Below are 20,974 nucleotides of genomic sequence, written 5' to 3' on the forward strand. Positions count from 1 at the left end.
GCGTGGTGCGCCGGCACTGGCTCAGCCTTCCAGATCGCCCTCGGTTTCCAGCAGCGCCTGGCGCAAGCCGTCGAGGGTTTCGCGCTGCGGCTCCGCCCACATGCCACGCCCGGCCGCCTCCAGCAGCCGCTCGGCCATGCCGTGCAGCGCCCAGGGGTTGGATTCCGACATGAACTTGCGGTTCTCCGGGTCCAGCACGTAGCGCTCGGTGAGCTGTTCGTACATCCAGTCGGCCATGACCCCGGCCGTCGCGTCGTAGCCGAACAGGTAGTCCACGGTCGCCGCCATCTCGAACGCGCCCTTGTATCCGTGCCGCCGCATCGCCGACATCCAGCGCGGATTGACCACCCGCGCCCGGAACACGCGGGTGGTCTCCTCCGACAGGGTGCGGGTGCGGATCGCGTCGGGGCGGGTGTTGTCGCCGATATAGGCGGCGGGCGCCTGCCCGGTCAGTGCGCGCACCGTGGCCACCATGCCCCCGTGGTACTGGAAATAGTCGTCGGAGTCGGCGATGTCGTGTTCGCGGGTGTCGGTGTTCTTCGCTGCCACCGCGATGCGCCGGTACTGCCGGTTCATGTCGTCGACGGCCTCGCGGCCATCGAGGTCCCGGCCGTAGGCGAAGCCGCCCCACGCGGTGTACACGGCGGCGAGGTCGGCGTCGTCGCGCCAGTTGCGGCTGTCGATCAGCTGCAGCAGGCCCGCGCCGTAGGTGCCCGGCTTGGAGCCGAAAATCCTTGTGGTGGAACGGCGTTGGTCGCCGTGCTGGGCCAGGTCGGCCTGGGCGTGCGCGCGGACGAAGTTGTCCTCGTCGGGCTCGTCGAGCTCGGCGACCAGCCGCACCGCGTCGTCGAGCATCGTCACGACGTGCGGGAAGGCATCCCGGAAGAAACCGGAGATGCGCACCGTCACGTCGATGCGCGGGCGGTCCAGCTCGGCCAGCGGAATCGCCGCCAGATCGACGACGCGCCGCGACGCGTCGTCCCACACCGGCCGAACACCGAGCAGGGCAAGGACTTCGGCGATGTCGTCACCGGCGGTGCGCATGGCCGAGGTGCCCCACACCGACAACCCGACCGATTGCGGCCACCGCCCGTGGTCGTCGCGGTAGCGGGCCAGCAGCGAATCCGCCAGTGCCACGCCGGCTTCCCAGGCCAGCCGGGACGGGACCGCCTTGGGGTCGACGGAATAGAAGTTGCGGCCGGTGGGCAGCACGTTGACCAGGCCGCGCAGCGGGGATCCGGACGGCCCGGCCGGGATGAACCGGCCGTCCAGGGCGCGCAACACCTGCTCGATTTCGGCGGCGGTGCCGGCGAGCCGCGGCACCACTTCGGTGGCGGCGAATCGCAGCACCGCGGCGACCTCAGCGTTGTCGGTGATCCGTTCGGCCGCATCGGCATCCCACCCGCTCGCCTGCAGGGCACCCACGAGCTCGCGGGCCACGCGCTCGGTGCGATCGACCGCCGCGCGGTCGTCGGTGCCGTCCTCGGCCAGGCCCAGGGCCTGCCGCAATCCGGGCAGGGTATGCTCGCCGCCGAACAGTTGGCGGGCGCGCAGGATCGCCAGCACCAGGTCGAGTTCGGCTTGCCCCGTTGGCTTTTGCCCCAGGATGTGCAGGCCGTCGCGGATCTGGACGTCCTTGATCTCGCACAGCCAGCCGTCGACGTGCAGCAGCATGTCGTCGAACGAGTCTTCCTCGGGCCGTTCGGTCAACCCCAGATCGTGGTCCATCTTCGCGGCCCGCATCAGCGTCCAGATCTGCTGGCGGATGGCGGGCAGCTTGCCGGGGTCCAGCGCGGCGACGTTGGCGTGCTCGTCCAGCAGCTGTTCCAAACGCGCGATGTCACCGTAGGATTCGGCGCGCGCCATCGGCGGGATGAGATGGTCGACCAGAACGGCGTGCGCGCGCCTTTTGGCCTGCGTGCCCTCGCCGGGATCGTTGACCAGGAACGGGTAGATCATCGGCAGGTCGCCCAGCGCGGCGTCGGGGCCGCAGGCCGCCGACATGCCCAGCGTCTTGCCGGGCAGCCATTCCAGGTTGCCGTGCTTGCCCAGATGCACCACGGCGTGCGACCCGAACCCGACGTCCAGCCAGTGGTAGGCGGCCAGGTAGTGGTGGCTGGGCGGCAGGTCCGGGTCGTGGTAGATGGCGACCGGGTTTTCCCCGAAGCCGCGGGGCGGCTGCACCATCAGCACCAGGTTGTCCGATTGCATTGCGGCGATCACGATTTCGCCGTCGGGATCGTGGCTGCGGTCGACGAAAAGATTCCCGGGCGCCGGGCCCCAGTGCTCGGTGACGGCGTCGGTGAATTCGGTGGGCAAGGTTGCGAACCAATCGCGGTAATCCTTGGCGGACACCCGGATCGGGTTGCCCGCCAGCTGGCCCTCGGTGAGCCAGTCGGGGTCCTGGCCGCCCCGCTCGATCAGCGCGTGGATCAGGGCGTCGCCGTCGTCGGCCTCGACGCCCGGCAGCTCACCCACCCGGTAGCCGTGCTCGCGCATCGCTCGCAGCAGTGCGACCGCACTGGCCGGCGTGTCCAACCCGACCGCGTTACCGATGCGGGCGTGCTTGGTGGGATAGGCGGAGAACACCAGGGCCACCCGCTTGTCCGCCGGCGCGACGCGACGCAGCCGCGCGTGGCGCACCGCCAGCCCCGCGACCCGGGCGCAGCGTTCCGCGTCGGCGACATACGAGATCAGGCCGTCGTCGTCGATCTCCTTGAAGGAGAACGGCACCGTGATGATGCGGCCGTCGAACTCGGGTACCGCCACCTGGCTTGCCACGTCGAGCGGGCTCAGGCCGTCGTCGTTGGCGCGCCATTGGGCCCGCGGGCTGGTCAGGCACAGCCCCTGCAGGATTGGAATATCCAGCGCGGCAAGGTGTTCGACGTTCCAGCTGTCGTCGGGACCACCGGCCGCCGCCTCCGCAGGCCTCAGTCCCCCGGCCGCCAGGACGGTGACCACCATGGCGTCGGCGTCGCCCAGCCGTTGCAGCAGTTCGGGTTCGGCGGTGCGCAGCGACGCGCAGTAGACCGGCATCGCCCGGGCGCCGGCGTCCTCGATGGCCCGGCACAGCGCCTCGACGTAGCCGGTGTTGCCGGCCAAGTGCTGCGCGCGGTAGTACAGCACGGCGATCGTCGGGCCGTCGGTGTCAACGGCGTTCGGCCGCGGGAGTTCCCCCCACGTCGGCGTCACGACCGGCGGGGTGAATCCGAACCCGGTCATCAGCACGGTGTCCGAGAGGAAGGCATGCAGCTGGCGCAGGTTGTCCACGCCGCCGTGGGCCAGGTAGATGTGCGCCTGCACCGCGATGCCGGCCGCAAGCGTGGACAGACCGGTCAACTCGGCGTCGGCGGCCTGCTCGCCGCTGACCAGCACCGTGGGCACCCCGCTGGCGATCACCGTGTCGATGCCGCTCTGCCACGCCCGGTAGCCGCCGAGGATTCGCACCACCACGATGGCGACGTCGGCCAGCAGGTGGGGCAGTTCGTCTTCGGACAGCCGCGACGGGTTGGCCCACCGATAGTTCTTCCCGCTGGAACGGGCGCTGATCAGGTCCGTATCGGACGTCGACAGCAGCAGGATGGTCGGCTCAGCCACCCGTCATTCGTACCGCAACGAGGCGCGCTCGCGCGTACTGGGACCGATCAACCACCCAGCATCGCCGCGATCCGGCCCGCGACCTGTTGCGCCATGATTCGGGCCGGGCCGTCCTTGGCCGGTTCGTAGCGGTCCGCGAGGGCGTCGTAGTCCGCGCCGGCGATCGACCCGTGATCGGCGTCGAGCTCCACCACCTCCACGGGCCAGCCGATGCGTTCCAGGCGGGCGGCGAAGTCCCTGCTGGCGTCCACCGGCACGACGTCATCGTCGAGGCCGTGCAGCAACGAGAACGGCGAACGGACCTCGGCGTCGCTCAGGCCGTCGGTCAGGGGCGCACCGGAGATCGGGTCGGGGACCATGAACGCTCCGGCGAGGCAGACCGTGTGCGCGGGAGTGAAGTCGAATTGCGCCGCGTGCAGTGTCACGCCCGCCGCGGCGGCGCCGCCCATCGACCACCCGACGAGCAGGATGCGCCCGGCGTCGACGGCGAGGTTGCGGGTGAACTCCAGCGACCGCAGCAGGTCCGCGCGGCCGCCGTCATCGGCGTGGGAGTTCCAGTCCGGTGCCACCACCACCGCGGAGCGCCCGGCCAGCATGCCGGCCAGGGGGCCGACGGCGGCGCGGGCATCGGTTTGCGCGCCGTGCCACAGCAAGATCGTCGACGGCGCCGGCTCGCCGAAGACGTCGGCCCACCGGCCCGGGGCATACTCCACCGTCCTCACGGCCACGAGGATGCCCGTACTGACGCGTGTTCAATCCTCGATCGGGCAGAACTCTTTGTCGCGGCCCGTTGCCGCGCAGGAGCGACTGTGCCGCCACGACTCTCGGATCAGCTCACCAGGCCCTGTCGCAACGCCTCGTTGAATCGACGATCGACCCAGTTGGCAAACCGGGGCGAGGACGCGAGCTGGCCTGCGGCCGCGAACAAATCGGCCAGCTTCTGTTCCGACGCGACGACGTCGTCGCCGAGCTCGGTCGGCAGCCGCAGGCTGCGCGTCGCCGCGACCGCCGCCACTTGAGGATCCAATCCCACTGCGGCGGAATAGTCTTGGGCCCATTGCTGGGGATGGGCCCTGGCCCACTGCACGGCCTTCTCGAAACGGACCAGCAGGTCGGACAGCGCGGTGTTGCGTTTCGGGTCGCCCAGTGCCTGGTCGGATGCGACGCCCACCCAGTCGCCGTTGGTGACGCCTTGCGCCTCGGCGATGCTGCGGACCGGGATCTGCTGTTCGGCCTGGGCGGTGTACGGATCCCAGATGGCCCAGGCGTCGGCCTGGTGCTGGCTGAACGCCGACAGCGCGTCGGCGGGCTGCAGGAACACGAACTTCACCTCGGCGGGTTTGAGCCCGGCCTTGTCCAGTTGGGCCAGCAGGTTGGCGTGCGACGAGCTGCCCTTGGCGACCGCGATCGCCTTGCCACGCAGGTCGGACACCGACGCGATGGGCGAATCGGCATGCACCAGAACGCGATTGCCCGCCCCGCCGCCGCCATACGCGGAGACCGCCTTGATCTTCGCGTTGCTGGCGGCCCCGAAGATGGGCGGCGTGTTACCGGTGATCGCGAAGTCGATCTTGCCCGCGGTGGCCGCCTCGACCTGTGGCGGTCCGGAGGTGAAGGTCGAGAACGCGACGCGGTAGGGCAGATTGTCCAGCTGTCCCGCGGCGCGCAGCAGCGCTTCGGTGCCACCCTTCTGATCCCCCACCTGCAGGGTGAGGCCCGACAACTCCGACAGCGGCACCGGGGCAGGCGGCGGCTTGGGGCCCGAATTCGCTGTGCGCGAGACACATCCGGCCACCAGGAATACGAGCGTCGCGGCCAGCGCGACGAAACGCCGCGTCACAGCCGGACGCCAAGGCGATCCAGCAACTCCGCGCGATGCCGCTCGGTGTGCGCACCGGGATCGCCGGGCGCGCGACGAGGCTCGTCGATGGTCAGCGTGTGGACGACCCGGCCTTCCTCGAGCACCAGCACGCGATCGGCGAGCGCGACCGCTTCGTCGACATCGTGGGTGATCAGCAGCACCCCGAACCCGTGTCGGCGCCACAGCTGTAGCAGCAGGGTGTGCATCGTCAGCCGGGTCAGCGCGTCCAGCGCCCCGAACGGCTCGTCGAGCAACAGCAGTTGCGGCTCGGCCACCAACGCCCGGGCCAGCGAAACGCGTTGCGCCTGACCGCCGGACAGGGTCAGCGGCCATGCCCCGGCGTGGTCGGCCAGCCCCACGTCGGCCAGCGCCCGCTCGGCGCGGTCCCGGATCTGCGCCCGCGGCAGGCGGCTGCGGGTGAGGCCGTAACCGACGTTGGTCCGCACATCGCGCCACGGGAACAGGCGCGGCTCCTGAAATGCCAGCGCCGGTGCGCCGGCCACCACACGCTGCCCGCCGTGGTCGGCCGACAGCCCGGCGAGCACCCGCAGCACCGTCGATTTGCCCGAGCCGCTGCGCCCCACCAGCGCGACGATCTCGCCGCGGCGCACCCGCACCGAAACGTCGTTGAGCACCTGCCGGTTCCCGTACCACTTGTCGACGTGGCGCAGTTCGCCGGCGATGTCGGTCCGCCCGCGGGTGGCGGCGGCCGGTTCCGCGATGAGTGTCAAGCCTGGACCTTTCAGTGTCGATACCGCAGCGTGCGGCGCTCGATGAGCCGGACCACCGCGTCGGTGACGATGCCCAGCAGCGCGTAGATGGTCAGCCCGAAGATGATGATGTCGATGCGCAGAAAATCGCGGGCGTTGTTGATCAGGAAACCAATCCCCTTGTCCGCGTTGATCTGCTCGGCGACGATCAAGGTCAGCCACGCGATGGCCAATGATTGGCGGAACCCGACGAGCACCTGTGGCGCCGTGCTGGGCACGATGATCCGGGTGAACCGCTGGGCAAACGAAAAGCCCAGCACCTGAGCGGTTTCCAGCATCTTGGGGTCGACCTGTCGGATCGCCGAAAAGGTGTTGAGGTAGAGCGGGAAAACCACACCCAGGGCGACGAGCAGCACCTTGGGCAGCTCGCCGATGCCGAACCAGAGGATGAACAGCGGGATCAGTCCCAGGTGCGGCAGCGCCCGGATCATCTGCATCGGCGGGTCCACGGTCGATTCGACCCAGCGGGACAGACCGACCGCAGCGCCCGCCACGATCCCGATGACCCCGCCCAGCAGCAGCCCCTCTACAACGCGGACGGTGGAGATGTGCAGCGCGTCGGCGAGCTGGCCGTTGCGGGTCAACTCGACGCCGGCCTCGAGGATCAGGGACGGCGCCGGGAGCACGTCGGCGGGGATCACGCCGAGCGCGCTGCCCAGCTGCCACAGCGCCAGCAGCGCCAGAGGCGACGCGACGCGCACGATTTCCCATTTGCGGCGCAGCCATAATCCGGCCGGGGCGCCGCCCGGCTTGCTCGGCGCAGCGTCGAGCGCGGTGGCGATGCTCACCGTTGCGACGCTATGGCGCGGCCGGGGCCGGGGTAAGGGTTTACGTCTGGCTGACGGCAATCCCGGTCGCCGTCCCCAGCGGGGGCCGTACCGTGGACGGGTGGCCAGGGCGCGGGACACCGACGCATGCCCGGGTGCGCTGCAGGTGCACCAGGCGGCCGACGGCGCCTTGGCCCGGGTCCGGCTGCCCGGCGGCATGATCACGGCGGCCCAGCTGGCCGCACTGGCCGCGGTGAGCAACGAGTCGGGTTCGGGAACGCTCGAGCTGACCGCCCGGGGCAACGTGCAACTGCGCGGCTTGACCGACGTGACCGCGGTGGGCGAGGCGCTCGCGGCCGCGGGCCTGTTGCCGTCGACGACGCACGAGCGGGTCCGCAACATCGTGGCGTCGCCGCTGTCGGGGCGCTCCGGCGGCAATGTCGACGTTCGGCGCTGGGTCGGCGAGCTCGATGCCGCGCTCTGCGCCGAGCCGAGGCTGGCCGAGCTGGGCGGCCGATTCTGGTTCAGCCTCGACGACGGGCGCGGCGACGTCTCGGGCCTGCGCGCCGACGTCGGCGTCCACGCCTTCCCCGACGGCTGTGCGCTCCTGCTGGCCGGACGAGACACCGGCGTCCGGCTGGCGGCGGGCGAGGTGGTCGAGACGCTGATCACCCTCGCGATGCGATTCGTCGACATCCGCGGAACGGCTTGGCGCGTCCAGGAATTGGACGACGTACGGCGGCTGCTGCCCGGCGCCGACCCGCACGCCACCGCCTTTTCGGCGGTCACCCGGGGGCCGGTGGGCTGGATCGGCCAGAACGACGGGCGGGTGACGCTGGGCGCCGCGGTGCCGCTCGGCATGCTGCCGGCACATGTCGCGGAGTACCTGGCCGCGATCGAGGCGCCGATGGTGATCACGCCGTGGCGGTCGGTGCTGGTGTGCGATCTCAGTGAAGAGGTGGCCGACACCGCGTTGCGAGTCCTGGCGCCCCTGGGCTTGGTGTTCGACGAGAACTCCCCGTGGCTGGCGGTCAGCGCCTGCACCGGCAGCCCTGGCTGCGCGCGCTCTGCCGCCGACGTGCGGGCCGACGCCGCGCACTCGCTGGATGCCGGGTCGACGGTGCACCGGCACTTCGTCGGCTGTGAACGCGCGTGCGGCAGCCCGCTCGCCGGCGAGGTGCTGGTGGCCACGCCGGACGGATACCGGCGGCTGTAGCCGGGCGCGGCGGGTCGCCGCGCGGACGAGCCTTAAAGTGGGCGGGTGCTCGACTACATCCGCGACGCGGCGGAGATCTATCGCCAGTCGTTCGCGACGATCCGCGCCGAAGCCGACCTGGCGCGATTCCCCGCCGACGTGGCACGGGTGGTCGTCCGGTTGATCCACACCTGCGGTCAGGTCGACGTAGCCGAGCACGTCGCGTTCACCGACGACGTCGTCGAGCGCGTCGGCGCGGCGCTGCGCGCCGGTGCTCCCGTGCTGTGCGATTCGTCGATGGTGGCCGCCGGGATCACCGCCGCGCGGCTGCCTGCCGACAACCAGGTGGTGTCGCTGGTGGGCGATCCGCGGGCGGCCGAGCTGGCCGCCCGCCGGCAGACCACGCGCTCGGCGGCCGGGGTCGAGTTGTGGGCGGACCGGCTGCCCGGCGCGGTGCTGGCGATCGGCAACGCCCCGACCGCCCTGTTCCGGCTGCTCGAACTGATCGACGACGGGCTCGCCCCGCCGGCCGGAGTGCTGGGCGGGCCGGTGGGTTTCGTCGGGTCGGCGCAGTCCAAGCAGGAGCTCATCGAAAACCCGCGCGGGACGTCGTATCTGGTGGTGCGGGGCCGCCGCGGCGGCAGTGCGATGGCCGCCGCGGCCGTCAACGCGATCGCGAGCGACCGCGAATGACCGCGCGGGGCACGCTCTGGGGCGTCGGCCTGGGGCCCGGTGACCCGGAACTGGTGACCGTCAAAGCCGCCCGGGTGATCGGCGAGGCCGACGTGGTGGCCTACCACAGCGCCCGGCACGGCCGCAGCATCGCCCGCGGCATCGCCGAACCGTATCTGCGGCCGGGCCAGATCGAGGAGCATCTGGTCTACCCGGTCACCACCGAGACGACCGACCATCCCGGCGGCTATGCCGGCGCGATCGAGGACTTCTACGTCGAGGCGACCGAGCGCATCGCGGGACACCTCGACGCCGGGCGCAATGTCGCCCTGCTGGCCGAGGGCGACCCGCTGTTCTACAGCTCCTACATGCACCTGCACACCCGGCTTACCGAGCGGTTCGACGCGGTCATCGTGCCCGGCGTGACGTCGGTGAGCGCCGCCTCGGCGGCCATCGCGACACCGTTGGTGGCCGGCGACGAGGTGCTGTCGGTGCTGCCGGGCACCTTGCCGGCCGAAGAGCTGACCCGCCGGCTCGCGGACGCCGACGCCGCCGTGGTGCTGAAGCTCGGGCGTTCGTATCATGCTGTGCGGGAAGCGCTTTCGGCATCGGGTCGGCTTGACGACGCGTTCTACGTGGAGCGAGCCAGCACCGCCGCGCAACGCATACTGCCCGCCGCCGACGTCGACGAGGCCGGCGTCCCGTACTTCTCGCTGGCCATCCTGCCGGGCGGGCAGCGCGGCCGGCCCGAGCCCGCGACGGGCAGCGTCACGGTGGTGGGCCTGGGCCCCGGGGACGTGGATTGGATGACGCCGCAGACCCGGCGCGAGCTCGCCGCGGCGAGCGACCTGATCGGCTACGGCGGCTACCTGGACCGCGTCCCGGCTCGCGACGGTCAGCGACGTCACCCCAGCGACAACCGTGACGAGCCCGAGAGGGCGCGGCTGGCCTGCGCGCTCGCCGAGCAGGGCCGCGCCGTCGCGGTGGTCTCGTCGGGCGACCCCGGTGTGTTCGCGATGGCCACCGCGGTGCTGGAAGAGGCCAAAGAATGGCCCGGCGTGCAGGTCCGGGTGATCCCGGCGATGACCGCCGCCCAGGCGGTGGCCAGCCGGGTCGGCGCCCCGTTGGGACACGACTATGCGGTGATCTCGTTATCCGACCGCCTCAAGCCATGGGAGGTGATCTCCGCGCGGCTGCGGGCCGCCGCGGCCGCCGACCTGGTGCTGGCCGTCTACAACCCGGCATCCAAGACACGAACCTGGCAGGTCGGCGAGATGCGCGACATCTTGCTGGCCCACCGCGAACCCGGCACCCCGGTGGTGATCGGCCGCAACGTCTCCGGCCCCGACGAAGACGTCCGCGTGGTCAGGCTGGCCGACCTCGATCCCGGCGAGATCGACATGCGCTGCCTGCTGATCGTCGGCTCGTCGCAAACCCAGTGGTACTCACACGATTCCACCGACCGGGTCTTCACACCGCGGCGCTACCAGGGCTAGTCGCGGTCCCAGGTGCTCGGCATCATCGGCACGGTGGGGCCGTCGCTCAACCCGTCACGGGTCAACGTCACCAACCCGGTCGCCTGCGCGCCACCGGATTTGGCTGCGGCACCGACGAATCCGAGCGGTCCGGCGCTGTCCTCGGAAGGGCTTGCGGCGTAACGGTCTTCGGCGTCACCGGTTGGATCCGCACCGTCGTCGAGGTCCATGAATTCGTAGCGGTATGCCCGCTCCGTGGCGGTGCCACCGCGACGCCGGCGGGCCCTGGCCTTCTTCTTGGCCGCGGCGCCCGCGGCCGCACCGGCGGGCGCGTCGACGTCGTCGGCCGAGGGTTCCTCCGACTTACGCCGTGACCGGCTGCTCGCGCTGCCGCGCGCCGACAGTCCCGAAAGCCCCACCGCATACAGGGCGTTGGACACGTTCGCCCCGATGCCGTCGGTCGCCGTGGGACCGAAGCCGACGCCGGGTCCCCCACCGGCCGGTCCGCCGCCGGCCGAGCCGGCGACCGTCGTCGCGGGGGCGGTCGACGGTGTCGGCACGTGGCTCACGCTGACCGGCGCGCTGGCGATCGCGGGCGCCGGAGCGGCCACCGGTGCGGGCGCCGCGGCGACGGCCGGCAACGGCGCCGGCGTCGAAAGTGGGACCGCGACGCTGATCGCGGTGACCGCGGCCGCCGCCCCGCCCGCCGCGGCAGCGCCGATCGCGGCGACGACGACCGGTGCGAGCACCACCGCCATCTGGATCGCGAGCTGGATGAACGGCCAGAAGATCATCAGGGTGTGGAAGATGGCCCAGCCCAGCGCGCTGGACAGGGCAGGCGACAGCCCGAGCTGCCCGAAGAACGAGGCGAGACTGTTCACCCACGGCACCGGTGGAAACGGCCAGCCGTTGGGGTTCAATTCTTCCGACACCGGCCAGGCGAAGTTCTGCGTGTACTGCTTCAACCACGCCGTGAGCTGGTCCTGCCAGGACGGGTAGGTCTGCGTCGCCGACGTGGCCTGCTGCTGGGCGCTCGAGGCGTCCGCCTTGTTGAGGTTGGAGCCGGAATCCGCCGCCGGTGCCACCGCGGCCGCCTGCGCCGCCGCCACGCCCGCGGTGCCCGCCTCGGCGCCCGGCACGACGATCGTCGGCGCCGGCGTCGTCGCCGGGACCGCCGCCAGGGCGGATGAACTGACCGCCTGGTAGGTGGTCATCGTGGTGGCGGCCTGTACCCACATGCGCGCGTAGTCGGCCTCGTTGACCGCGATCGGAATGGTGTTGATCCCAAAGAAGTTCGTGGCGACCAGCGTCCCGTGCACCGCGTGATTGGCCGCGAGCTCCCCCAGCGTCGGCATGGCGGCCAGCGCCGTGGTGTAGGCGGTGGCCGCGGTCTCGTGCAGGCTCGCCGCCGCCGTGCTCTTGGCCGCGCTCTCCAGCAGCCAGGCCTGGTAGGGGGCGTGTGCCGCGACGTACTGGTCCGCGCTGGGCCCGTCCCACGAACCCGCCTGCACGGCGCCCAGCACTCCGTCGAGCTCCGCGGCCGCGGTCGCATAGTCGGCGCTCAGCGACGACCATGCCGATGCGGCGGCCAGCAGCGGCGCGGGGCCGGGGCCGCTGCTGAGCAACGTCGAGTGCACTTCGGGTGGAAACGCGATCCAGATCGGGGCGGTCATCGTCGGGGGCCTTCAGGCAAGAGCACGAATACCTCTTCGGTGAATCTTCTGGATGGGCTGGGCGATGCGTACGACCAGAGGTCGGTTGCCGGCGCGGAAAAGTTCCCGGCGATGTCGTTGCGGCGCAAAATCTCGCGAGTCTTTGCGCAGGGCCGGGCCATGCGCAACGATGCAGGGATGCGGTGTGAGATTGCGCGCGAAGCGCTGTCGGCTCGACTGGACGGCGAGCGGCCCCAGGTGCTCGCGCAGCAGGTCGACGCCCACCTCGAATCCTGCCGCAGCTGCCGCTCCTGGCTGATCGGGGCGGCGGTGCAGACGCGCCGGTTCGCCTCGGTGACTCCGGGCGAGGGACCCGATCTGGTCGACAAGATCATGGCCAGCATCGGCGAGCAGCCCACCGGCCACCACGCCCGGATGCGCTGGCTGCGGTCGCACTACCGGCGCTGGGGATTGATCGCCGTCGGCCTCTTCCAGGTGGCGATCGCCGCCGCCCAGATCAGCGGAATCGATTTCGGCATGGTCTCCGGTCATATGCACGGCGCGATGTCCGGCGAGCACCTGATGCACGAGTCGACGGCCTGGTTGCTGGCGCTGGGCCTGGCCATGATCGCCGCCGGCGTCTGGCCCGCCTCCGCGTCGGGGGTGGCCGCGATCACCGGTGTCTACTCCGTTGCGCTGCTGGGTTATGTGATCGTCGACGCCTTCGACGCCGAAGTCACCGCGACCCGCATCGCCAGCCACATGCCCCTGTTGTTGGGCCTGGCGTTCGCATTGCTGGTGGCGCGGGAACGGGTGGGCTCGCACCGGCGGCGCGGCGCCGACGCCTCCGACGACTCCGACTTCCCCGCCTGGGCGGCGGACTCGCCCACCGGCCGGCGGCGCGGGCACCTGCGGCCGATCAATCGCGCGGCCATCGACCCCACCGCGTCCTCTACGACGAGCCGTCGTAGAATCGGAAAACTCGCACAACAAAGGTGGTTGGGCATGACCGCGCCGAGCGACGACGAGGCCGTAACCGAGCTCGCGTTGTCAGCCGCACGCGGAAACGCGCGAGCGCTCGAGTCGTTCATCAAGGCCACCCAGCAAGACGTGTGGCGGTTCGTCGCCTACCTGTCGGATACGGGCAACGCCGACGATCTGACCCAGGAGACCTTCCTGCGCGCCATCGGCGCCATCGAGCGATTCTCCGGGCGCTCGAGCGCGCGGACCTGGCTGCTGTCGATCGCGCGCCGCGTCGTGGCCGACCACATCCGGCACCTGCAATCACGGCCCCGCGCCGCCCTGGGCGCCGATCCCGAGCACGTGGTGCGCGGGGACCGGCACGCCCGCGGATTCGAGGACCTCGTCGAGGTGACGACGATGATCGCCAACCTCAACGCCGAACAGCGCGAAGCACTTCTGCTCACCCAACTGCTCGGCCTGCCCTACGCGGACGCCGCCGCGGTCTGCGGCTGCCCGGTGGGCACCATCCGCTCCCGTGTTGCCCGTGCCCGGGACGCGCTGCTGGCCGATGGGGAGCGCGGCCACCTAACCGGCTAGGGCGCCAACCCATTCGGCGGCCTCGGCCACCGAGCCGACGGTCAACACCCCGGCGGGCAGCGGCGGGCGCGCCACCATCACCACCGCAACGTCGAGCGCCGCGGCGGCATCCAGCTTCGCCCGGGTCATGTCCCCGCCGCTGTTCTTGGTGACCAGGACGTCGATGCGGTGCTCGCGCAGCAGCGCGAACTCGTCGTCGTAGCCGTAGGGTCCGCGGGACAGCAGCACCCGGTGATGACGCGGCAGCGCGGACGCGTCGGGGTCGGTGACCGCCCGGATCAGGAACCATGCGTCGCTGCCGGCGAAGGCCCGCACGCCCGAGCGTCCGGTGGTGAGGAACACCCGCGAATAACCCTGCCGGGCAACGGTTTCGGCGGCGTCAGCGTCCGAGTCGACCACGATGGCGCCGCCCGGATCCCACGCCGGGCGGGCCAGGATCAGGTGCGGGATCCGCGATTCGGCGCACGCGACGGCGGCGTGCGCCGTCATGGTCGCCGCGAACGGGTGGGTGGCGTCGACGACGGCGTCGATGCGTTCGTCTTGCAGCCAGCGCCGTAACCCGTCGACGCCGCCGAAGCCGCCGATGCGCACCGGCCCGACCGGCAGCGCCGGATCCGGAACGCGCCCGGCCAGGGAGCTGACGACGTCGACGCGCGGGTGCAGGGTTTTCGCCAGGGCGCGGGCCTCGCCGGTGCCGCCGAGCAGCAGGACGCGCATCAGTGCCTGCTCCCCCCGGGCGCGCCCGGCCGAGTACAGGTAGCTGTCGGTGAAGCCGCCGGCGGTCAGCGCGTCGCCGACCACGATGACGGCGGTCTTGGTGATGCCGGCCCGGTGCATCTGCCCGGCGATGTCCGCGAGGGTGCCGCGCAGCACCGTCTCTTGCGGCCAGCTCGCGAAAGCCACCACGGCAGCCGGTGTTTCGGGGCGATAGCCGGCTTCGAGGAGCTGCGGGACGATGGCGTCGATCTGCGCGGCGGCCAGATGCAGGACGAGGGTCCCGCCGCAGTGGGCCAGGGTCTTGAGGTCTTCGCCGGGCGGCATGGCCGTCGACAGCGTCGCGACCCGGCTCAGCGTCACGGTCTGCGCCACCCCGGGAACGGTGAGCTCGCGCTTCAGCGCGGCCGCCGCGGCGGTGAAAGCCGGTACGCCGGGCACGATTTCGTAGGCGATGCCCAGGGAGTCGAGCCGCCGGCATTGCTCGGCCAGCGCGCTGTAGAGCGACGGATCACCGGAATGCAGCCGCGCCACGTCCAGGCCGGCGGCGTGCGCCTCGCTCAGCTCGGCGACGATCTGGTCCAACGTCAGCGGGCCGGTGTCAACCACTTTCGCGTCCGGCGGGCACAGCGCCAGCAGGTCGTCGGGCATGATCGAGCCGGCGTACAGGCACACCCGGCAGGTTTGCAGCAGCCGCTGTCCGCGCACGGTGATGAGGTCGGCGGCTCCCGGGCCCGCGCCGATGAAATACACCGTCACTTGGCCACCGCCCACTGGGTGACGGGATACTGCGGGCGCCAGCCGGTGAACGCGCCGAGCGGCTCGCCGTGATAGTGCTGAAAGCGTCGCAGCTCGCCACCCAGGCGCTGGTGTGCTTGTGTCAGAACGGCTTCGGACTCGGTGGTGACCACGTTGGCGACCAGTCGCCCGCCGGCTGGCAGGTGGGCCCAGCAGGCGTCGAGCAGGCCGGGTTGGGTCAGCCCGCCGCCGATGAAGATCGCCGACGGCGCCTCGGCGCCGTCGAACGCGCCGGGTGCCTCGCCGCGCACTTCGATGCTGACCCCGAAGGCCGCGGCATTGACGCCGAGGTTGCGCCGGCGTTCTTCGTTGCTCTCGAAAACCACCGCGCTGCAACCGTGTCCGCTCAGGCACCACTGGACACTGATGCTGCCCGAGCCCGCCCCGACGTCCCACAATCGCTCCCCCGGGCGCGGCGCCAGGGCGGCCAGCGTCACCGCGCGGATGCCTTGCTTGGTGATCTGCCCGTCGTGGGTGAAGGCGTCGTCGGGCAGGGGTGCCACGCGTTCGTCGGGCAGGTAGCGCACGGCAATCACGTTGAGGTCGTCGAGGTCTCGGTCGTCGGCCCAGCCGTGCGCGGTGCCGTCGCGGCGGCGCTCGTCGGGGCCGCCGAGGCGTTCGAGAACGGTGAATTCCGAATCGCCGCGGCCGTGCGCGGCGAGCAGCGCGGCGAGTTCTGTTGGCGTGGAATTACTTTGGGACAACACGATCGCCTGACCGCCGCGACGCACCGCGGTGTGCGGGGGCGCGGTGACCAGACTGATCACCTCGGTGTCGTGGACGTTCCAGCCCATCCGCGCGCACGCCAGCGTCACCGACGACACGTGCGGCAGGACCCGGACGTTGTCGCGGCCGTGCAGGCGGATCAGGGTGCCCCCGATGCCGTGCAGCAGCGGATCGCCGCTGGCCACCACGTGCACGTCGCCCGTCTGCTCGCCGAGCAGCGTTTGCAGCGCGGGCAGCATCGGCGACGGCCACTGCCGACGCGGCGCGCGCACCGTGTCGTCGAGCAGGTCGAGTTGCCGCTTGGAGCCGTAAATGACTGCGGCGCTTCTGAGTTCGGCACGGGATGCCTCACCGAGCCCGGCCATGCCGTCGGCGCCGATACCGACCACGATGATCATCGGGGCATCCTGCGCCAGACGAACTGCGGCAGCAGTCGCATCACCGCGGCCGCGGGGCCCAGCGCCCACGGGATCCACACTGTGCGGCGGCCCTTCGCGAGCGCACGCGCGGTCGCGGCGGCCACCTGCGCGGGCGTGCTGGGCAGCGGTGCGGGCGCCATGCCTTCCGTCATGCGGCCGATGACGAATCCCGGCCGGGCGATCAGCAGCCGGACCCCGGTGCCGTGCAGCGCGTCGGCCAGGCCGCTGGCGAAGCCGTCCAGGCCGGCCTTGGCCGAGCCGTACACGTAGTTGGCGCGGCGCACGCGCGCCCCGGCGATCGAGGAGAACACCACCAGCCGGCCGGTGCCCGCTGCGCGCATGGCCGTGGCCAGGTGGGTGAGGAGGCTGATCTGGGCGAGGTAGTCGGTGTGGACGACGGCGACCGCATGCGCGGCGTCGGTTTCGGCGCGGGTCTGGTCGCCCAGGATGCCGAACGCCAGCACCGCGGTGCCGATGGGGCCGTGGTCGGCGACGATCGAGGCGACCAGCGGGCCGTGTGAGGCCAGGTCGTCGGCGTCGAACTCCCTGGTGTCGACCGCCGTCGCGCCGGCGGCTGTGAGCGCGTCGACCTGCTCAGCGAGCCGGTCGGCGTTGCGGGCGGCCAGCACGACCGTCGCGCCCGGCGCGAGCAGTCGCGCCAGCTCGATCCCGATCTCGCTGCGGCCGCCCAGGATTAGTACTGGTCCCGCGCCCGTGTCGTCCACGGCTGCGATTATCACCTGCGCTAGCGTGGGCGGTGATGGCGAATACCACTACCCGGCTCACCGACGACGCATTGGCGTTTCTGTCGGAACGCCATCTGGCCATGCTGACCACGCTGCGAGCCGACAATTCACCGCACGTGGTGGCGGTCGGTTTCACCTTCGACCCCAAGACGCACATCGCGCGGGTGATCACCACCGGGGGGTCGCAGAAGGCGGTGAACGCCGATCGCGGCGGGCTGGCCGTGCTCAGCCAGGTCGACGGCGCGCGGTGGCTGTCGCTGGAAGGCCGGTCCAAGGTCAACAGCGACGTCGACGCGGTGCGCGACGCGGAGTTGCGCTACGCCCAGCGCTATCGCACGCCGCGCCCCAACCCGCGACGCGTGGTCATCGAGGTTCAGATCGAGCGGGTGCTGGGGTCATCGGATCTTTTGGACCGGGGCGCCTGATCCCGCGCCAGGCGGAGCCGGTGAGCGCGCAAGCTTGCCCGCCTGGGTCCTCATGATGCCGCGTTCGGGGCCGGCCATCCCGGCGATGGCGGTTGGGTGGGAAAGTCGGCGCGCGGGTATTCGCCTCCGCGTTGGAGATCGGGGTGCTGGGGCGCCTTCGCCAGGCAGGTGTTTCTGTCTTCGGCGGCGTTCGGCCATTCGTCGCCGACTCCGGACCGGGCGAAGTAACCGCCCTGATGGCTGGTGATCCTCCAGCCGTTGAAGACGTCGACGGACGGCGCGCGGGCCGGTCCCTGCTGCGGAGCTTCCGGTCCGGGTTTGGCGGGGGCCGTCATGGTGATCCGCATCGGGTCGATGCCCGAATACGGCGGCGGCTGACCGATATTGGGCACGTAACCCTTGCGGGCCGGTTGGGCTGAGCCGAATGTGTATTCGCAGACCACCACCGTCACGTCCCGACCGGACGTCGTCACCGACGCGATGTGCGCCTGGTCGGTGCCCACCCAGGGCGTCTTCGCCGGATCGTCGGTCTTGGGCCACAGAAACTGGGTGCCGGTGGGATGGTCGACGGACTGGTTGGGATCGACCGACTGCGCGAAGCCGGGATAGAGGTATTTGTTGTCGCCCGTGACGGAGGCGAGCAGGTAGGACTCGGTGTAGGCGCGCACCGGCACAGCGGGCCCGGTGGTGACGTCGATCCCGGGTTCTGCGGTCCAGACCACGGTGAAATCGTTGAGGGCCGCCGGCCAACCGGCAGCGGGCGCAGGCTGCGTCGGGGCCCCCTCACGGTGTGCGTCCGAGCCGCATCCGGCCAGCGAGAACACGGCGAATATCGCGCACGCCCCGGCACCGCCGCCGAACCTGCGCGGAAGAGTCGTCATTTCGGGAGCCCCTGGTCCGCGTGCGGAACGCCGACGACATTGTCGTAGCGGGTGGCCATCCACTCATCCGGAGACATCTTTTCGTCGGGCGGCAACGCGATCGCGTGCGACAAGGCCGGGCCGATCACGCCGTCGTACTGACTGGCGGTGAGGCCGGGGAATTTCGCCCGCACTTCGTCGAGAGTCGCGAGTCGCCCGTGCGGATGTTGATCGTCGTACACGACATACCCTTCCGGAAGTGTGACGTTGTGCCCGGCGCCGAGCAGAGCGTTGGTCATTCCTTGATCCGCGATTCCGATGTCCATCGGTTGTATGGGGTTCTCCCCCGGTGCGCTCGGCGCGGGCCCGAGGATGCTGTTCTCGAGACCGTGTCCCAGAACGTTGAGCGCGGGGCCGGCCACCGTTCCCACGCCCGGCGGTAGCCCGGCCACCGTGCTCAGGCCGGTCAGCCCGGCCTCGTACGCCTGTTTCTTCAAATCGTATTCGGACAACTGTTGGTGATAGCCGTTCACCTCGTTTGCGTGATACGCGTTGTGAGTCCCGACGTCGACCAAACCCTTCAACGTCGCGGCGTCGTAAAGCTGGGGGTCGTAACCGGAGTGGGTCGTCTCGTTGCCGAAAGCGGCTTCGTGAGCGACGGCATGCGCATAGGCCTGGCCGTTGAAGTACTGACCGGCGGCCTGGTCGCTGTCGATGACCGAGAAAACGCCTTTAGCGATGGGCAACGCGCCCGATCGGGTATCACCCTCGCTGTCGAGGGGGTCGAAACCCGGCAGTCCACCGGTCGTACCGGCGATGTTGTCGACGTAAGGGCCCAACCCGTGGGCCATGCCCTGCACCAGATTCGGATTGACTTGTCCCAGAGTGTGATTGCCGGGCAGGTTCAACAGGTCCTGCTGGTGGCCGCCGACGTAGGCGCTGTAGGCGTGTGCGGTTTCGGCGGCGATCCTTGCCTCGGGCCCTTGGGTCGTATCCCCGGTCCAGGAGAACAGTGAGCTCACCGCCTGGCCGTGGTCCTGCCAGTAGTGGTGCGTGAGGTTCTGCAGGAACCGGTCGTGGTCGCCCGTGGTCATGGCGTCGTGCACGACCTGGTGATCCGGCGAGACCGCCGAGAGGACGTTGGACACCGTCGGGTCGATATTGGGTTTGAGATCGCCGGCCTGTCCTTCACCGGCGCGCCAGAACGGGTTATTCATCAGTGCCGATGCCTGTTTCACCATTCCCCGGTCCAAGTCGGTGTTGGCCTGCAGGCGCGGGTTCCCGTCTTTGACGATGCCGGCGAGCTGGTTCATCTGGCGCAGGTCCGGCCAGTGAGCGGTCAGCAGCCGCTGAACACTGTCGGGCAGCTGGGCGGCCCGCCTTTGACTGTGTCGGATCCCTGGTTGGCACCAATCGTCAACGGGGTCTTGGGGAAGGTGAGATTCGGGTTGCTCATCAGCTGCAACGAATTGCCGATCATGCCTTTCTGGTCGCCGAGGCGCTGCTCGGCGGTACTGAGCGCATCGACCGACATGCCATGTTCTTGCGCCTGCAGCTGGCTCAATACCGAAGCCTGCTCAGCGCTTAACGGCGCCCTGCCCGCCAATTGATCGGGGGTGATCGTATTCAGCACACCGTTGACCCGGGCGGCGGCCCCCTTGTCGCCCTTCAGCGCGTCCTGCACGTCGTGCTCGGCCTGGTCGGGCGTCTCGGCCTCGTGCCCGTCGACGCCCAACACCCGGCCCGGGTCATACCCGTCGTCGGCCAGATTCGTCTGTCCGTGATGCAGCGACTTCGCGTAGTCGTCGCGGATGGTATGCAGCTGGTGGAGAGCATCTTTGGTGTCGTTGACCGCTGCCCTCTTGAGCGCGTTGATGACCGCGTGTAGCTCTTGCTGGCTCTGCGCGTCGGGGTGGTCCCGCAGATCCTGCTCCGCCAAATCGATCAGGTGATCGAGCTGCTCCAACTCACCTTCCAAGGTGGCGATCTCTTGGTTTCCGGACTTCTGCGCATCGGCCAACGCGGCGGCGATGTTTTCCAGATCGGCACCGATCTTGGGCAACTTTTCAGACTGCGCGCCAAGCGATTTGACGGTGCGCTGCACTTCATCGGAGTCGTTGATCGGGCTCGCGCCGTCCTGATGGTTCCAGGCGGCATTGAAGCGTTGCTGGGCCTGCGCGAAGGCGGTGTCGGCCTCCGCGGTGTGGCGCCCCGCGCCGAAGAACGCCTTGGCGAGGTTGGAGATCTGCCCCGGCTGGCCGGCCTGCAGGGTCCGGTTGACCCCCCACGGGTCGCCGCCGGCCCCGGCGACCAGCTCGGCGATGGTGAGATGCTTCAGCTGCAGCACCGCGTCTCCATACCGCACGGCGGCGACCGGTCGACCGCGTCCTGCGCGCGAAGGTCAGCGCAGCACGGCCCGGAGTGCCGCGCGACGCTCCCGACGGGCACCGTCACCCCTTTCCGGCGCTCGCCGATCCGCCGCAGGCTGGTGATCAATTCACCCTGCACTCTAGGTGGGCGCGACTGTGGATCGTGGCGCCGGCGCCGCGGCGGGCATCGGTCCCGGCCGCTGTTACTCGCGAATCCGGCCGACGACGGGCTCGGGTCTGCGGCAATGCCGTCGCCGACGACGCTCACACCGGTGCCGGCGAGCAACATCGCGTCCGGATCGACAGCCAAGGGAGCCACGTGCGGAATTTTCGCTCAGGTCCGCCCGTCGCCGCTATTCACCCGATGA

General features: G+C 70.5%; 15 protein-coding genes and 3 pseudogenes. 6 read left to right on the forward strand and 12 right to left on the reverse strand.

Translation table 11 applies throughout. The annotated features are described in order from the left end of the window. Positions 1-21: 21 nt before the first annotated feature. From cobN to B9D87_RS07325, 5 genes are all read right to left on the reverse strand, one after another. Positions 22-3,597: a cobaltochelatase subunit CobN gene (gene cobN / locus B9D87_RS07305; protein ID WP_007770884.1), complete on the reverse strand. Its 3,576-nt coding sequence runs from the start codon at positions 3,595-3,597 to the stop codon at positions 22-24. 47 nt (positions 3,598-3,644) lie between these two features. Continuing rightward, a complete protein-coding gene (locus tag B9D87_RS07310; protein ID WP_040630266.1) occupies positions 3,645-4,319 on the reverse strand; it encodes an alpha/beta hydrolase in 675 nt (224 codons plus the stop codon). Positions 4,320-4,426: 107 nt separating this feature from the next. After that, the gene (locus tag B9D87_RS07315; protein ID WP_007770878.1) at positions 4,427-5,437 is read right to left on the reverse strand and encodes an ABC transporter substrate-binding protein; all 1,011 of its coding nucleotides are present in this window, start codon (positions 5,435-5,437) and stop codon (positions 4,427-4,429) included. Beyond that, the gene (locus tag B9D87_RS07320) at positions 5,434-6,189 is read right to left on the reverse strand and encodes an ABC transporter ATP-binding protein (RefSeq protein WP_007770877.1); all 756 of its coding nucleotides are present in this window, start codon (positions 6,187-6,189) and stop codon (positions 5,434-5,436) included. The genes B9D87_RS07315 and B9D87_RS07320 overlap by 4 nt, the downstream gene beginning before the upstream one ends. Positions 6,190-6,200: 11 nt before the next feature. Then, positions 6,201-7,016, reverse strand: coding sequence for an ABC transporter permease (locus tag B9D87_RS07325; protein ID WP_007770876.1), 816 nt, complete (start codon positions 7,014-7,016; stop codon positions 6,201-6,203). A gap of 100 nt (positions 7,017-7,116) precedes the next feature. On the opposite strand from B9D87_RS07325, the gene cobG reads away from it, so the two are divergent. Genes cobG through B9D87_RS07340 form a run of 3 tightly spaced genes read left to right on the forward strand, consistent with a single transcriptional unit; the run spans position 7,117 to position 10,358 of the window. Then, the gene (cobG, locus tag B9D87_RS07330; protein ID WP_007770874.1) at positions 7,117-8,211 is read left to right on the forward strand and encodes a precorrin-3B synthase; all 1,095 of its coding nucleotides are present in this window, start codon (positions 7,117-7,119) and stop codon (positions 8,209-8,211) included. Between the two features lie 45 nt (positions 8,212-8,256). Next, complete coding sequence (locus B9D87_RS07335) at positions 8,257-8,883, forward strand: precorrin-8X methylmutase (protein ID WP_007770872.1); 627 nt, start codon at positions 8,257-8,259, stop codon at positions 8,881-8,883. Continuing rightward, entirely contained in the window at positions 8,880-10,358 is a 1,479-nt protein-coding gene (locus B9D87_RS07340; RefSeq protein ID WP_007770870.1) for a precorrin-2 C(20)-methyltransferase, read from the forward strand. The genes B9D87_RS07335 and B9D87_RS07340 overlap by 4 nt, the downstream gene beginning before the upstream one ends. On the opposite strand, the gene B9D87_RS07345 is transcribed toward B9D87_RS07340, so the two are convergent. Beyond that, positions 10,355-12,010: a PPE family protein gene (locus B9D87_RS07345; protein WP_007770869.1), complete on the reverse strand. Its 1,656-nt coding sequence runs from the start codon at positions 12,008-12,010 to the stop codon at positions 10,355-10,357. The two genes, B9D87_RS07340 and B9D87_RS07345, sit on opposite strands and share 4 nt — an antisense overlap. A 177-nt stretch (positions 12,011-12,187) precedes the next feature. Here B9D87_RS07345 and B9D87_RS27405 point away from each other — a divergent pair. Both B9D87_RS27405 and sigC read left to right on the forward strand, forming a co-directional pair. After that, positions 12,188-12,829: pseudogene (locus B9D87_RS27405) on the forward strand (DUF2275 domain-containing protein); the annotation flags it as partial. 165 nt (positions 12,830-12,994) lie between these two features. Beyond that, the gene (gene sigC, locus B9D87_RS27410; protein WP_007770868.1) at positions 12,995-13,549 is read left to right on the forward strand and encodes an RNA polymerase sigma factor SigC; all 555 of its coding nucleotides are present in this window, start codon (positions 12,995-12,997) and stop codon (positions 13,547-13,549) included. Here sigC and B9D87_RS27180 read toward each other — a convergent pair. From B9D87_RS27180 to B9D87_RS07365, 4 genes and pseudogenes are all read right to left on the reverse strand, one after another. Then, the gene (locus B9D87_RS27180; protein WP_040630255.1) at positions 13,538-14,266 is read right to left on the reverse strand and encodes a cobalt-precorrin-6A reductase; all 729 of its coding nucleotides are present in this window, start codon (positions 14,264-14,266) and stop codon (positions 13,538-13,540) included. The genes sigC and B9D87_RS27180 overlap by 12 nt on opposite strands. Positions 14,267-14,287: 21 nt before the next feature. After that, positions 14,288-15,022: pseudogene (cobM, locus tag B9D87_RS27185) on the reverse strand (precorrin-4 C(11)-methyltransferase); the annotation flags it as partial. Continuing rightward, positions 15,019-16,185 carry a bifunctional cobalt-precorrin-7 (C(5))-methyltransferase/cobalt-precorrin-6B (C(15))-methyltransferase gene (locus B9D87_RS07360; protein WP_007770866.1) on the reverse strand — a complete coding sequence of 389 codons (1,167 nt, stop codon included), beginning with the start codon at positions 16,183-16,185 and terminating at the stop codon, positions 15,019-15,021. The gene B9D87_RS07360 and the pseudogene cobM, both read right to left, overlap by 4 nt. Then, positions 16,182-16,931 (reverse strand): SDR family NAD(P)-dependent oxidoreductase, encoded by a 750-nt coding sequence (locus tag B9D87_RS07365; protein ID WP_007770865.1) that lies wholly within the window; start codon positions 16,929-16,931, stop codon positions 16,182-16,184. The genes B9D87_RS07360 and B9D87_RS07365 overlap by 4 nt, the downstream gene beginning before the upstream one ends. Positions 16,932-16,966: 35 nt before the next feature. Here B9D87_RS07365 and B9D87_RS07370 point away from each other — a divergent pair, with 35 nt between their 5' ends. Beyond that, positions 16,967-17,377 (forward strand): F420-dependent biliverdin reductase, encoded by a 411-nt coding sequence (locus B9D87_RS07370; RefSeq protein ID WP_007770864.1) that lies wholly within the window; start codon positions 16,967-16,969, stop codon positions 17,375-17,377. A 50-nt stretch (positions 17,378-17,427) separates the two neighbouring features. Here the strand turns inward: B9D87_RS07370 and B9D87_RS07375 are convergent, their stop codons facing one another. Both B9D87_RS07375 and B9D87_RS07380 read right to left on the reverse strand, forming a co-directional pair. Further along, a complete protein-coding gene (locus B9D87_RS07375) occupies positions 17,428-18,258 on the reverse strand; it encodes a hypothetical protein (protein ID WP_007770863.1) in 831 nt (276 codons plus the stop codon). Continuing rightward, positions 18,255-20,581, reverse strand: a pseudogene (locus B9D87_RS07380) (putative alpha/beta hydrolase). The gene B9D87_RS07375 and the pseudogene B9D87_RS07380 overlap by 4 nt, the downstream one beginning before the upstream one ends. Positions 20,582-20,974: the final 393 nt, after the last annotated feature.

It is taken from the genome of Mycobacterium colombiense CECT 3035 (assembly GCF_002105755.1).
GTDB classification, from domain to species: Bacteria; Actinomycetota; Actinomycetes; order Mycobacteriales; family Mycobacteriaceae; genus Mycobacterium; species Mycobacterium colombiense.

Excerpts from the sequence above, each read along its gene's own strand:
- B9D87_RS07340 (WP_007770870.1), top strand. The coding sequence starts at position 8,880 with ATGACCGCGCGGGGCACGCTCTGGGGCGTCGGCCTGGGGCCCGGTGAC.
- B9D87_RS07345 (WP_007770869.1), bottom strand. The coding sequence starts at position 12,010 with ATGACCGCCCCGATCTGGATCGCGTTTCCACCCGAAGTGCACTCGACG.
- sigC (WP_007770868.1), top strand. The coding sequence starts at position 12,995 with ATGACCGCGCCGAGCGACGACGAGGCCGTAACCGAGCTCGCGTTGTCA.
- B9D87_RS27180 (WP_040630255.1), bottom strand. The coding sequence starts at position 14,266 with ATGCGCGTCCTGCTGCTCGGCGGCACCGGCGAGGCCCGCGCCCTGGCG.
- B9D87_RS07360 (WP_007770866.1), bottom strand. The coding sequence starts at position 16,185 with ATGATCATCGTGGTCGGTATCGGCGCCGACGGCATGGCCGGGCTCGGT.
- B9D87_RS07370 (WP_007770864.1), top strand. The coding sequence starts at position 16,967 with ATGGCGAATACCACTACCCGGCTCACCGACGACGCATTGGCGTTTCTG.
- B9D87_RS07375 (WP_007770863.1), bottom strand. The coding sequence starts at position 18,258 with ATGACGACTCTTCCGCGCAGGTTCGGCGGCGGTGCCGGGGCGTGCGCG.